Source organism: Burkholderia sp. MSMB1459WGS (assembly GCF_001534535.1).
Taxonomy (GTDB): Bacteria; Pseudomonadota; Gammaproteobacteria; order Burkholderiales; family Burkholderiaceae; genus Burkholderia.
In genome coordinates this window covers 123376-136307 of the sequence record NZ_LPMU01000075.1, presented here as the reverse complement: position 1 = coordinate 136307, position 12932 = coordinate 123376, and the positions used below count along the sequence as shown (strand labels likewise).

The following is a 12932-nucleotide window of genomic DNA, read 5'->3' as shown; positions in this document are numbered from 1 at the left end:
ATGAAAACCACCCCTTTCGTTCGCGGCGCGCTCGCCGCACTCGGCTTCGTCGTCATCCAGGCCGCCCATGCGCACGCGCTCCCGAAAACGCAGGACCCGGCCCCCGACGCCACGCTGTCGAGCGCGCCGCACGCAGTCACGATCGACTTCGGCGAGGCGCTCGAGCCGGCGTTCAGCTCGATCGCCGTGACCGATAGCCACGGGCAGTCGGTCGTCGACGGGAAGTCGGCCGTCGACACCGGCAACCGGAAGCGGATGCGCGTCGCACTGGCCGATCTGAAGGCCGGCACGTACACGGTCGCGTGGATCGCGGTGGCCAGCGACGGCCATCGCACGCACGGCCGCTACGCATTCACGCTGAAGTAACGCACGCGATGCGCATCGGCGCGCCGTGCCGATCGCATTCGCATCGATGCCCCCGGCATCGCACTCGATCAGGAGAACAAACGATGAAACGCACGATTTCGACCGGCCTGCTCACGGCGCTGGCGCTGCACGTGACCGCCACGTTCGCCGCGCCGGCCCTACAGGCCGATGCGTGCTGGATCCGCACGATGCCGGCGACGGTGCCGTCCTCCGGCTACTTCACGCTGAAGAACGACGGCGACGCACCCGCGACGCTCGTCGGTATCGACACGCCCGCCTACGGGATGGCGATGATGCATGAAACGCAGACGAGCGGCAGCACCGCGAAGATGGTCCACATCGACTCGGTCGTCGTGCCGGCGCACGGCACGGTCGCCTTCAAGCCGAAGGGCTATCACGCGATGCTGGAAGCGCCGCGCCAGGCCGTCGCGCCCGGCGCGAAGGTGCCGCTCCGGCTGCATTTCGCGGACGGCTCGACCGTGTCCGTGACCTGCGACGCGAAGGCGCCGGCCTACGCCGGCCAGTAACGCCGCCTGCCCCTCGACCGAAGGAGACGCTCATGAAAGACCGCCTGCCGCTCGCCGACCTGATCGTCCGCTACCGGACGCCGCTGAATGTCGCGGTACTGATCGTCTGCGGCTTATGGGCCGCGTGGATCGCATGGATGACGCGGCCTGCCGCCATCGATACACCGCCGTCGATTCCCGCGTACTGCATGCGCGACGCGCGCTGACGCGCGACGACGGCACGGTTGCGGCGGCGGCCCGCGCCATTATTGGCGTGGCATCATCGCTTCATCCCGACCGCCGCAACCGCCTTTCGGAGCGCCGCATGTCCATTCAGACCTGGATGCTGTTCGCCGCAGCCTATCTCGCCACGACGCTGTCGCCGGGGCCCAACGTGCTGCTCGTGATCCGCAACACGGTGCGCTATGGCATGCACGGCACCGTCGCGACGATCGCGGGCAACCTCGTCGCGCAGGGCGTGGTCGTGCTGCTGGTCGCGCTCGGTGTCGGCGCGGTGCTGGCGGCGATGCCGCCGCTGTTCGTCGCGATGAAGGTGATCGGCGCCGCGTATCTGATGTACCTGGGTGTCCGGCAGTTGCGCGGCGATAGCAAGACCGCCGCATCGAGCGGCGCGGCCGAGATCGTCGCGCCCGATCGCCGGAAACTGTTCCGCGAAGCGCTGTTCGTGTCGGGCAGCAATCCGAAGACGATGATCTTCCTGTCCGCGTTCATGCCGCAGTTCATCGTGCACGATCGCCCGCTCGCGCTGCAGTTCGTCGTGATGTACGCGACGATCGCCTGCACGGTCGTGATCGTTCACAGTGTCTATTCGGCCGGCGTGCGCCGCCTGCATCGCGGTTTCGGCATGAGCCGCGCGGTGCGCGCGCTCAAGCGCGCGAGCGGGCTGCTGTTCGTCGGGCTCGGCATCAAGCTGCTGACCGCGCGGCAGGCGTAGGCCGGCCCGATCCCGTCAGTGCATGCGCGCGGCCAGTGCGGCCGCGATCTCGTCGAACGACGGCCGTGCATCGACATCCTCGTTCACGCACGCCGCCGCAAGCGCATCGAGCGCGCCGGCATGCGATTCGCATCGCTCGAGCAATTCGCCGAGCAGATAGCCGAACGCGCGCACTTCGAGCCGCTCGAACCGGGCGCCGCGTGTGCGCTCGTTCACGTCGTACGGCGACGCCGCCCCGAAATCCCCGAGCAACGCGCCGCCTGCGCCGTCGTGCAGGATGTTGTGCGCGTACAGATCGCCGTGCATGATGCCGCGCGCGTGCAGATGGCCGGCCGCCGATGCGATGCCGTGCGCGATCCGCAGCGCCTGCGCCGGATCGAATCTCGCATCGGCGGCATAGACGTCGCGCGTGCAGGACGCGAAGCTCGGCGGCCCGGCGAGATTCGTCAGCGCGGGATCGACCAGCTCCATCACGAGGCCGTGCGTGCCGTCCGGATGCCCGCGCACCTTGCCGATCACCGGGATCAGATGCGGATGACGGCCGGCATGCAGGCATGCGGCCATTTCGCAATCGGGCAGGCCGTCGCTCGTGACTGCGCCCTTGAACAGCTTGACCGCGACCGTGCGCGGCGGATGGCCGTTCGCCCGCCATTGCGCGCGATAAATGACACCCGACGCGCCCTCGCCCAGTTTCCGTTCACACGAAAGCGCCGCCCAGTCGATCTCCGCGACGTCCGGCCCGGCAGACGCCGCGGCCTCCGGCGCCGCGCCGAACGGATTGCCGGCCACGGCGAGCCATGCGAGACGCGGCAGGCGCAGCAGCCAGTCGGGCAACGCATCCAGCCGGTTCGCCGACAGGCGCACCAGCTCCAGCGCGCGGCAGGCGGCCATTTCGGCGGGTAGCGTCCGCAACCGGTTGCCGGCAAGCATGAGCTTCTGCAACCGCGCACAATCGCAGATGTCGGCCGGCAGTTCGTCGATGGCGTTGTCGGTCAGGATCAGCCAGCGCAGCGCACGCGGCAGCGCGCCGCGCGGCACGGTGCGGATCCGGTTCGCCTTGAAGCCGATCATGTCGAGCCGATCGCATGCGCCGAGCACGTCGGGAAAGGCGGTGAAGCGGTTGCCCGACGCGAACAGGATGCGCAGACGATGCAGCCGCGGCAGATCGTCCGGCAGCGCGGACAACGCATTGCCGGTCAGGTCGAGCACTTCGAGCGTGTCGGCCAGATCGAAGATCTCGCGCGGAAATTCGGTCAGCCCGCACGCGAGCTTGAGTTGCCGCGCGCCCGACAGTTGTCCGGCCTGCAGCTGTTCGAGGGTGTGTATCACGGGGAGAAAACGGGTGGCGGTTGCGGTGATCGTCGGGTCGATCGGACGAATTCTACCGGGATCGATCGCGTGCACGCACACGACCTTGTCACACCCCCTTCACAAACGCGCGATGTGACGTTAGAATTGCGCCCCTTGCAGTGCCGACGTGGTGAAATTGGTAGACACGCTATCTTGAGGGGGTAGTGGCGAAAGCTGTGCGAGTTCGAGTCTCGCCGTCGGCACCAGATGCGCTTCCAGCGCATTCCGAGCATGATCTGAAACCCGCGACAGCATATGGCTTCGCGGGTTTTTTGTTGCCGGCTACGCGAGCAACAGAAAATTGCGCACCACCGCCGACGGCTCGTCGCAGCGCGACGCGATGGCGAGCCTGGCGCGAAACCGGTTACCGGCGAACGGCCGGTACACGACCCCGGGCACCTGCACCTGCGTAATCGCTTTCGGCACGACCGACACGCCGAGCCCGGCCGCCACCAGCGTCACCGCGGACGCGATCTGCGGCGCCGGTTGCCCCATGCGCGGCTCGAACCCGGCGGCCTGGCACGCGGCGACGATGTCGTCGAACAGCGCGGCGCCGGCCGCGCGCGGCACCTGCACGAACGACTCGTCGGCCAGCTCGGCCAGATCGATACGCCGGCGCGGCGCCAGCCGATGCGCGACGGGCAGCGCGACGAACATCGGCTCCTCGTCCCAGTCGGATACCCGCAGCGCCGCGGCGACGCGACGCTCGGGCCGCACGATCGCGACGTCGAGACGCCCGGCCTCCAGCGCCTCCAGCAGCACGCCCGACGTCGCTTCCTGCAACGTCAGCTCCGCATCCGGATACGCCTCGCGAAAACGGCGAATCAGATCCGACACTTTCGGATTGAACGCGGCCGTGCCGGTGAAGCCCACCCGCAAATGGCCGGTTTCCCCGCGTGCGGCGCGCCTGGCCGCCCGCGCCGCGCGCTCGGCATCTTCCAGCACGCAGCGCGCCTCTTCCGCGAAGACCTCGCCCGCCAGCGTCAGCTCGGCGCCGCGCGCGGTGCGTTTGAACAGCTCCACGCCGAGTTCGCTCTCGAGCGCCTTGATCTGCTGGCTCAACGGCGGCTGGCCGATGCCGAGCGTTTCGGCGGCCTTCGTGAAATTCGACGCGGCCGCGACGGCCAGAAAGTAGCGCAGATGCCGGAGTTCCATGCGTGACGTGACCTCGCGGTGAGTCGGGCTGGCCTGTCAGCCAGTGTTAAAACATATTGCTGCGGTTCATTTCATATATTGGACATATACATGACCGTGCGCAAGAATTCGTGTATTCCGTCGCACATCGAGTGCCCCCATGTCCTCCGCTTCGATTTCCCGATCCATGCCCGGCACGCAACCATCCGCACCCGATGCGCTGCCGGCCGGCGTGTCCCCGCGCTCGGCCGCGTACAAGCGCATCGCGCTCGCGCTTTTCCTCGCCGGCTTTGCCACTTTCTCGCTGCTGTACTGCGTGCAGCCGCTGCTTCCCGCGTTCGCACGCGAGTTCGACGTCGGCGCGGCGTCGAGTTCGCTCTCGCTGTCGCTGTCGACCGGGATGCTCGCAGTGTCGATCCTGTGTGCCGGCGCGCTGTCCGAACGGGTCGGGCGGCGCGGGCTGATGTTCGTGTCGATGACGCTGGCCGCGGTGTTCAACCTGCTCGCCGCGCTGTCGCCGAACTGGCACCTGCTGCTTGTCTGGCGTGCGCTCGAAGGCTTCGCGCTGGGCGGCGTGCCGGCGGTGGCGATGGCCTATCTCGCGGAAGAAATCGCCGCCGACGGGCTCGGCTTCTCGATGGGGCTCTACGTCGGCGGCACCGCGTTCGGCGGCATGATCGGACGGATCGGGATGAGCGCGCTCGAGGAGCACTTCTCGTGGCGAACGGCGATGCTGTCGATCGGCGTCGTCGACCTGCTCGCGGCGCTCGCGTTCGTGATGCTGCTGCCGGCCTCGCGACGCTTCGTGAAGCGCACCGACCTGACGCTGCGTCACCACCTGCGGCTGTGGCACGCGCAACTGCGTCATGCACGCCTACCGTTCGTGTTCGCGATCGGCTTCCTGATGATGGGCGCGTTCGTGACGATCTACAACTACGCCGGATTCCGGCTCATGGCGGCGCCGTTCAACCTGAGCCCGACCGCATGCGGGCTGATCTTCGGCGCGTACCTGTTCGGGATGGTGTCGTCATCGAGCGCCGGCGCGCTTGCCGATCGTCTCGGGCGGGGGCCGGTCCTGGTCAGCGGCATCGTCGTCTTCGCGGTGGGCCTCGCACTGACGCTGTCGCACTCGCTCGCCGCGATCGTCGTCGGCATCGTGCTCGTGACGATCGGCTTCTTCGTCGCCCATTCGGTCGCGAGCGGCTGGGTCGGCGCGCTCGCAGGCGCCGCGAAAGGGCATGCGGCCTCGCTGTATCTGCTCGCCTACTATGTCGGGTCGAGCGTGCTCGGCTCGGTCGGCGGCGCGTTCTGGCAACGCGGCGCATGGACGAGCGTCGCCGCCTATGTCGCGGTGCTGCTCGTCATCGCAGTGCTGGCGGCGCGGCGCTCGAGCCGCGCGTGATGCGACGCCCGACGACAATCGCGGCATCGTCGGCGGGCCCGAACCGGCCGGTGAATATCAGGAAACCGAACTGAAGCTGCCGGCCATGCAGGCGGCGATCCGCGTACGCGATGCGACGGCGGAGATGCCCGGCTCCAGGCAGGTGTCGGCCTCGTCGATGGTCGACTGATTCGCGTCGCCCGTCACAGCAACGGCAGCGTTTGCCGGATATGGTCGGCGAATGCTGCCGTCAGGTGCGACGGCCGCTTCCGGTCGAACCTCAGCGTGATGCCCACGGCCGGCAACGGCGGCAAATGCGGATCGCCGTTGACGATCGCGAGGTCGGCCGGCACTGCCGTCTGCGTCATCACCGCGAACGCCTGCCCCGAGCGCACGAGCGCGATCAGCCCGGCGAGGCTGCTGCTCGCGTACGCGACGCGATAGTCGCGGCCGGCGCCGCTCAACGCGTCGCAGGCCGCGAGATGATCGAGCGTGTCGCGGTCGGACAGCGCGAGCGGCAGCGGATCGAAATGCGCGGGTTCGAGCCCCGGATAGCCGATCCAGACCAGTTGCTCGCGGCGAACGATGTCGTCGGTCGCGCCGTCGTCCGGCACGGAAATCATCGCCAGATCGACCGCACGCTTCTCCAGGTGTTCGACGAGCCGCGGCGTGGGCGCGCAGACGACTTCGACGATCGCCTGCGGATGCTGGCTCGAAAACTGCCGCAGCAGCGACGGCAGCCACACCTCGGCGTAATCGTCCGGGCAGCCGAACCGGATGGTCCCAGACAACCCCGTGCCGCACAGGTCGGCCATCGCCTCGTCGTGCAGCCGCAGGATGCGCTGCGCGTGCACGAGCAGCCGCTCGCCCGGATGCGTCAGCACCACGCCGCGGCCGGTACGCTGGAACAGCGGCTGATCGACGGCCGCTTCGAGCCGCTTCATCTGCTGGCTGAGCGCGGATTGCGTGCGGCCGACCCGCGCGGCCGCGCGGCTCAACGCGCGCACCTCGGCGATCGCGACGAACGAGCGCAGCAGGTCGATTTCGAGCGAAAGCGCCAAGGTATTAGCTCCCTTTCTAGCTTGCATTAGAACTATTCGTTTCCATCAAACCAGACGCGCGCCTAGACTGCAAGCGATCCCCCGCCCTTTTGCCCGGAGCCGCCCGATGTCCCTGAACGACGACGCAACCTTCTGGCGCAACGCCAGGCAGCACCTGGTCCGCTACGGCGGCACGTTCGAGCCGATGATCGTCGAGCGCGCGAAAGGCAGCTTCGTCTACGACGCCGACGGCCGCGCGATCCTCGATTTCACGTCGGGCCAGATGAGCGCGGTGCTCGGCCACAGCCATCCGGAGATCGTGTCCGTGATCGGCGAATACGCGGGCAAGCTCGACCACCTGTTCAGCGGCATGCTGTCGCGGCCGGTCGTCGATCTCGCGACCCGCCTGGCCGACATCACGCCCGCCGGGCTCGACCGCGCGCTGCTGCTCAGCACCGGCGCGGAATCGAACGAGGCGGCGATCCGGATGGCGAAGCTCGTCACCGGCAAGTACGAGATCGTCGGGTTCGCGCAGTCGTGGCACGGGATGACGGGCGCCGCCGCGTCGGCCACGTACAGCGCCGGCCGCAAGGGCGTCGGCCCGGCGTCGGTCGGCTCGTTCGCGATTCCGGCGCCGTTCGCATACCGGCCGCGCTTCGAGCGCAACGGCGCCTACGACCCGCTCGCCGAACTCGACTACGCGTTCGACCTGATCGATCGCCAGTCGAGCGGCAACCTCGCCGCGTTCATCGCGGAGCCGATCCTCAGTTCGGGCGGGATCATCGAATTGCCGGAAGGCTATATGGCTGCGCTCAAGCGCAAGTGCGAGGAACGCGGCATGCTGCTGATCCTCGACGAAGCGCAAACGGGCGTCGGTCGCACCGGCACGATGTTCGCGTGCCAGCGCGACGGCGTGACGCCCGACATCCTGACGCTATCGAAGACGCTCGGCGCGGGGCTGCCGCTCGCAGCCCTCGTGACGTCCGCGGCCATCGAGGAACGCGCGCACGAACTCGGCTATCTGTTCTATACGACGCACGTGTCCGACCCGCTGCCGGCAGCCGTCGGCCTGCGCGTGCTCGACGTCGTGCAGCGCGACGGCCTCGTCGCGCGCGCGAACGTGATGGGCGAGCGGCTGCGGCGCGGCCTGCTCGACCTGATGGAACGCTTCGACTGCATCGGCGACGTGCGTGGGCGCGGGCTACTGCTCGGCGTCGAAATCGTCAAGGATCGCCGCACCAAGGAGCCGGCGGACGGGCTCGGCGCGAAGATCACGCGCGCGTGCATGAACCTCGGGCTCAGCATGAACATCGTGCAGTTGCCCGGCATGGGCGGCGTGTTCCGGATCGCGCCGCCGCTGACCGTCAGCGACGACGAGATCGATCTCGGCCTGTCGCTGCTGGAGCAGGCGATTACGCGCGCGCTGTAACGGCACGCGACAGCCCCGTTCCCGCGCGATCCGTCGCGCCGGTTCGACCGACCGGCACGACGCGCTCATGCTTCGCATTCCGTATCGATCAGCGGGCTTCGGCGGCCCAAGCTTCGGCATCGGCGCCGGCAGGGATACGCATCGGGCTCGACGGATCGGTCGCCGCGCGCCACACGGCTTCGGCAACGTCCTGCGCATGGGTGATCGGCCCCGATGCATCGAGCATCCGCGCCACGGCCTTGCCGACGAAGTCCGCGTACGCTTCGTGCTCGAAGCCATGCATGTTGGCCCGTGCGTTGTCGGCGAAACGCGTGCCGGGCGCGCGGCCCGGCAGCACGAGATGCGTGCGCACGCCGAACGGTGCGAGCTCGACCGCCATCGATTCGGTGAACGCATTCACGGCCGCCTTGCTTGCACGATACGCGCTGACCAGCGGCAGCACCTTCAGCGTGACGCTCGACGTGACGTTCACGATCACGCCCGCGCCGCGCGTGCGAAATTGCGGCAGCACGGCCTGCGTCACCGCGATCGTGCCGATCGTGTTGGTGTCGAACAGCGCGCGCACCGTGTCGAGCGGCGTGAGTTCGGCCGGTGCGGCCGCGCCGAAGCCCGCGTTGTTGACGAGCACGTCGATCGGGCCGGCGGCATCGATCGCCGCGTGAATGCTGTCCGCGTTCGTCACGTCGAGCGGCAGCACGCGCAAGCGCTCCGACGGCGGCAGCACGTCCCCGCGCGGCGTGCGCATCGTCGCGACGACCTGCCAGTCGCGCGCCAGGAAATGGCGCGCGATTTCGAGGCCGAAGCCGGAAGAACAGCCGGTGATCAGTACGGTCTTCATGCGAACTCCTGGGATGTGTTGAGCACGTGTCCGTACGATAGATGGCCGCCGCCGTATTCGCTACAATCGAAAATCCGCTTTTCTTTTGCGAGAGTCCGGCGATGATCGACCCGCTGACCGAAGTCGTGACGCTGCTGCAACCGGCTGCGCGGTACTCCAAGTCCGTTCACGGTGCGAGCCCATGGCTCGTGCGTCGTACGGTCGCCGGCGAGCCGTTCTATTGCGTCGTTCTCGACGGCGGTTGCCGGATCGAGATCGACGGGCACGCGCCGATCGAATTGCGGGCCGGCGATTTCGTGCTGATTCCGGCGGCGTACGGCATCGCGACATCGAGCCTCGAACCGCCGCCGCCGGGCGTCGAATCCGCACCGCCGATGGCGCTCGACACCGGCGAATACCGGGTGGGCGATCCCGGCAACCCCATCGACACGCGCATGATGCTGGGCAACTGCAGCTTCGGTTCGCCCGACGCGGCATTGCTGGTGTCACTCCTGCCGCGATTCGTGCACGTGCGCGGCGATCCGCGACTGACCACGCTCGTGCAACTGGTGCGCGACGAATCGCGCGCGCAGCGGCCCGCGCGCGAGATCGTGCTGTCGCGGCTGATGGAAGTGCTGCTGATCGAGGCGTTGCGATTCACGGCCGGCACGCACGCATCGCCGGGCCTCGTGCGCGGGCTCGCCGACAGCCGCCTCGCGGCCGCCATCCGCGCCATGCATGCGCGCCCGTCGCATCCGTGGACGATCGTCGAGCTGGCGAAGGAAGCGGCGCTGTCGCGCTCGACCTTCTTCGAGCGTTTCAGCCGTGCGGTCGGCGTCGCGCCGATGGAATACCTGCTGACGTGGCGCATGGCGCTCGCGAAAGACCTGCTGCGCCGCAACGAAGGCCGCATCGCCGAGATCGCGGCGCGCGTCGGCTACAGTTCCGCGAGCACCTTCAGCGTCGCGTTCGCGCGGCACGTCGGCCGGCCGCCCGCGCAATACGCGCGCGACGAACAGGCCGAACAGGCGGCGAACGAACCATGAGCCGCACCCGCCTTCCCTGTCCCGCCGCCTGCAACCTCGTTTCGTCACGCCACGACGATGTGCGAGGCGCGCGATGACGACCGACGCAAAGACCGTCGGCACGACCGACCACTGGCTCGTCGCGCGCCGCGATGCGGAAACCGGCATCGAAAGCCTGCACGCCCATTTCAACGGCCATGCGTACGATGCGCACGATCACGACGACATGCTGGTCGGCTTCACCGAACAGGGCGTGCAACGCTTCCAGTGTCGCCGTTCGCTGCATACCAGCGTGCCGGGCCGCGCGATCCTGATCGAGCCGGGCGCGATGCACGACGGCCACGCGCCCGAAGCCGGCGGCTTCACGTACGGGATGCTGTACCTGCCGCAGGCGTGGGTCGAGCGCGCCGCGCGCCGGCTGGACCTGCCGGGCCTCGGCAGCGTCGAAGCCACGTTCGGCCATACGCTCGTCGACGATCGCGGCCTCGTCGACGCGATCCGGAACGCCTTCTTCGCGATCCACGACAACGAAGGCCGGCTTGCGCGCGACCAGACGCTCGACCGCCTGCTGATGCGCCTCGGCAGCCAACTGGCCAGCCCGCTCGTGCTGGAGAGCAGCGCCGTGCCGCCTGCGATCGCGCGCGTGCGCGACCTGCTGCACGAACGCATGGACGGCAACATCGGCCTCGACGAACTCGCGAGCGCCGCCGGCATCGACCGGTTCCGGCTCACGCGGATGTTCCAGCGCGCGTTCGGCACGTCGCCGCACGCGTACCTCGTGCGCTTGCGGCTGCGTGCCGCGCGCAAGCTGCTGGCGGCCGGCCGCACGCCCGCGCAGGCGGCCGCCGACGTCGGCTTCGCCGACCAGAGCCACCTCGGCCGCTGGTTCCGCCGCGCATACCGGATCACGCCGGCCGCGTACCGGCAACTCTGCACAAACGTTCCAGACTGATCGCGCACGACGTCCGATCATGGATGCTCCAACCGGGAGCAAGCATGTTCGATACCAAAGTAGCGCTGATCGTGCGCGACGATCTCGCCGCGTGGCAGAAACTCAACGTGGTCGCGTTTCTCGCAACGGGCGTCGCGGCCGGCGCGCCCCAAGCACTGGGCGAGCCTTACGAGGATGCGGCCGGGCGCCGCTACGGCCGGATGCTCGGCCAGCCGATGCTGGTGTTCGCCGCCGATTTGAACGGATTGCAGGCCGCGCACCGTCAGGCGCTGTCGCGCGAGCTCACGATCGTGCCCTACGTGCGGGCGATGTTTTCGACCGGGCACGATGCGGCCAACCGCGCGGCGTTTCGCGCCGAGGACGCGGAGCATCCCGATCTCGTCGGCCTGGCGTTGCACGGGCCGAAGAAGGCCGTCGACAAGGCGGTGAAGGGGCTGGCGTTGCATGCGTGAACGCCGGCGTGCCCCGCCCGCCGGCCGCCGCACGCCACCGCCGCTCAGCGATGCGCGAGCACGTTGACGAGCTTGCCGAACGGGTCGCGCACGTAGAAGCGCCGCACACCCCATGGCTCGTCGGCCGGGCCGTATTCGACCGGAATGCCGGCAGCCTGAATGCGCGCGAGCGCTTCGTCGAGGTCATCGACCTCGATCGACAGATCGGGCGTCGGCGTGCCCGACCCGCCCTGCGACGCGAAGCTGATCTGCACGTCCATCTGCTCGGCATTGCCGTAGGTCGCGATCCAGCCGTGGTCCATCAGCAGGTCGAGGCCGAAAATGTGCTGATAGAAGCGCTTGGCGTCGTCGACGGATCGCGTGTCGATGTTGGCGACGATTCGTTTGACTTTCATCGGATTCCTTCACGATTCGGGCAGTCTCGCGAAGCTACACTGGAATCACGCGCGCGACCAGCACGTCGGCGGCCGGGCGTCTTCATGTCCGCGCAGCGCGGCCGCGCGCCGTGCTTGCCGGCCAGCCAGACGCCGAGCGCGACGACGACGATACCGACATAGGTCGTCACCTCGATCCGGTCGCCGAACATCCACGCGGCCCACATCAGCGTCACCGGTGGCTCGAGATAGACGAGCGTCGCCACGCGCGTCGCCGGCATCCGCCTGAGCAGCGCCCACAACGACAGATAAGCGACGAACGTCGAGAACACCGTGAGCCACACGACCGACACCCACACGTTCGGCTGCGTCGGCACGTGCAGGTCGCCCGTGACGATCCCGCCCGCCGCGAACAGCACGAGGCTCACGCAGCCCTGCACGAACAACGGCAGGATCAACCCGTCCTCGTTACTGCGCACGTCGGTCAACGCGCGGCGGCGCTGATAGATCGTCGCGATCGACAAGCCGAACGCGGACACCAGCGGCAGCAGGTACATCACGATCCCGACCGACCCGGCCGGCAGCGCGTATTGCCCGCCGATCACGATGCCCACGCCGACGAACCCGACCAAGAGCCCGGCCCATTGGCGCGCCCCGCTGCGTTCGCTGCCGCCGAACGACGCCATCGCCGCCGTGATGAGCGGCTGCAACGCCGCGACGATCGCCGCGATGCCCGGTGGCAGCCCATGCTGGATCGCAACGTACACGCAGGCCAGATAGAGAAACTGCGACAGGAAGCCGATCACCGCGTGATAGCGGATTTTTTCGAGCGTCAGGCGCCCGATCCGCCGATTGACGACGATCGCGACGCACAGCGTGACGAGCAGGAACCGCCAGAACAGCAGGTTGAACGCGCCGGCCGTCTCCGCGCCGAGCTTGGCGCCGATGAATCCGGAACTCCACGACAGGACGAAAACGAGTTGAAGCAGGAATAGCTGCATGGAGCGACGATTCTCGGAAGGTGGCAGGAGACCGGCGCGGGTCGCAGGTCCGCCGGGCGAATCGGCTCGAGCCGTTGACCCGAGAATATGGGTTGCTCAATAATTCCGTCAATCGACATTACCTGAATCACCGATTCGGAAAAACCAAAT

The 12932-nt window shown here is 68.3% G+C and carries 14 protein-coding genes, 1 tRNA gene and 1 pseudogene; 10 read left to right on the top strand and 6 right to left on the bottom strand.

All coding sequences use genetic code 11. From position 1 onward, the window contains the following. The 4 genes from WT97_RS29295 to WT97_RS29285 all read left to right on the top strand — a co-directional run bounded on the left by WT97_RS29295 (position 1) and on the right by WT97_RS29285 (position 1827). Positions 1–366, top strand: coding sequence for a copper resistance protein CopC (locus tag WT97_RS29295; protein WP_059795322.1), 366 nt, complete (start codon positions 1–3; stop codon positions 364–366). A gap of 83 nt (positions 367–449) precedes the next feature. After that, positions 450–893, top strand: coding sequence for a copper chaperone PCu(A)C (locus WT97_RS29290; protein ID WP_060037160.1), 444 nt, complete (start codon positions 450–452; stop codon positions 891–893). A gap of 32 nt (positions 894–925) precedes the next feature. Then, a complete protein-coding gene (locus WT97_RS34705) occupies positions 926–1099 on the top strand; it encodes a hypothetical protein (protein WP_006486739.1) in 174 nt (57 codons plus the stop codon). A 98-nt stretch (positions 1100–1197) separates the two neighbouring features. Next, the gene (locus tag WT97_RS29285) at positions 1198–1827 is read left to right on the top strand and encodes a LysE family translocator (protein ID WP_060037158.1); all 630 of its coding nucleotides are present in this window, start codon (positions 1198–1200) and stop codon (positions 1825–1827) included. A 15-nt stretch (positions 1828–1842) separates the two neighbouring features. Here the strand turns inward: WT97_RS29285 and WT97_RS29280 are convergent, their stop codons facing one another. Further along, positions 1843–3156: a leucine-rich repeat-containing protein kinase family protein gene (locus WT97_RS29280; RefSeq protein WP_060037219.1), complete on the bottom strand. Its 1314-nt coding sequence runs from the start codon at positions 3154–3156 to the stop codon at positions 1843–1845. A 142-nt stretch (positions 3157–3298) separates the two neighbouring features. Here WT97_RS29280 and WT97_RS29275 point away from each other — a divergent pair. Continuing rightward, positions 3299–3383, top strand: a tRNA-Leu gene (locus tag WT97_RS29275). Between the two features lie 76 nt (positions 3384–3459). On the opposite strand, the gene WT97_RS29270 is transcribed toward WT97_RS29275, so the two are convergent. Beyond that, positions 3460–4332: a LysR family transcriptional regulator gene (locus WT97_RS29270; RefSeq protein ID WP_060354904.1), complete on the bottom strand. Its 873-nt coding sequence runs from the start codon at positions 4330–4332 to the stop codon at positions 3460–3462. A gap of 139 nt (positions 4333–4471) precedes the next feature. On the opposite strand from WT97_RS29270, the gene WT97_RS29265 reads away from it, so the two are divergent. After that, entirely contained in the window at positions 4472–5713 is a 1242-nt protein-coding gene (locus WT97_RS29265) for an MFS transporter (RefSeq protein ID WP_060037156.1), read from the top strand. A gap of 182 nt (positions 5714–5895) precedes the next feature. Here the strand turns inward: WT97_RS29265 and WT97_RS29260 are convergent, their stop codons facing one another. Further along, the gene (locus WT97_RS29260; RefSeq protein WP_060354903.1) at positions 5896–6780 is read right to left on the bottom strand and encodes a LysR family transcriptional regulator; all 885 of its coding nucleotides are present in this window, start codon (positions 6778–6780) and stop codon (positions 5896–5898) included. Positions 6781–6859: 79 nt separating this feature from the next. On the opposite strand from WT97_RS29260, the gene WT97_RS29255 reads away from it, so the two are divergent. Continuing rightward, positions 6860–8161 carry an aspartate aminotransferase family protein gene (locus tag WT97_RS29255; RefSeq protein ID WP_059502407.1) on the top strand — a complete coding sequence of 434 codons (1302 nt, stop codon included), beginning with the start codon at positions 6860–6862 and terminating at the stop codon, positions 8159–8161. An 88-nt stretch (positions 8162–8249) separates the two neighbouring features. On the opposite strand, the gene WT97_RS29250 is transcribed toward WT97_RS29255, so the two are convergent. Beyond that, a complete protein-coding gene (locus tag WT97_RS29250) occupies positions 8250–8999 on the bottom strand; it encodes an SDR family oxidoreductase (RefSeq protein WP_059502405.1) in 750 nt (249 codons plus the stop codon). A gap of 41 nt (positions 9000–9040) precedes the next feature. On the opposite strand from WT97_RS29250, the gene WT97_RS29245 reads away from it, so the two are divergent. The 3 genes from WT97_RS29245 (at position 9041) to WT97_RS29235 (ending at position 11407) form a co-directional block, all read left to right on the top strand. Beyond that, a complete protein-coding gene (locus WT97_RS29245; protein WP_060037151.1) occupies positions 9041–10024 on the top strand; it encodes an AraC family transcriptional regulator in 984 nt (327 codons plus the stop codon). 73 nt (positions 10025–10097) lie between these two features. Further along, the gene (locus WT97_RS29240; RefSeq protein WP_060037149.1) at positions 10098–10955 is read left to right on the top strand and encodes an AraC family transcriptional regulator; all 858 of its coding nucleotides are present in this window, start codon (positions 10098–10100) and stop codon (positions 10953–10955) included. 44 nt (positions 10956–10999) lie between these two features. Next, the gene (locus WT97_RS29235; RefSeq protein ID WP_059795294.1) at positions 11000–11407 is read left to right on the top strand and encodes a DUF2000 domain-containing protein; all 408 of its coding nucleotides are present in this window, start codon (positions 11000–11002) and stop codon (positions 11405–11407) included. A 44-nt stretch (positions 11408–11451) separates the two neighbouring features. Here WT97_RS29235 and WT97_RS29230 read toward each other — a convergent pair whose 3' ends face one another. Further along, entirely contained in the window at positions 11452–11802 is a 351-nt protein-coding gene (locus WT97_RS29230; RefSeq protein ID WP_060037147.1) for a VOC family protein, read from the bottom strand. Positions 11803–11870: 68 nt separating this feature from the next. Further along, positions 11871–12782: pseudogene (locus tag WT97_RS29225) on the bottom strand (DMT family transporter); the annotation flags it as partial. Between the last annotated feature and the right edge of the window lie 150 nt (positions 12783–12932).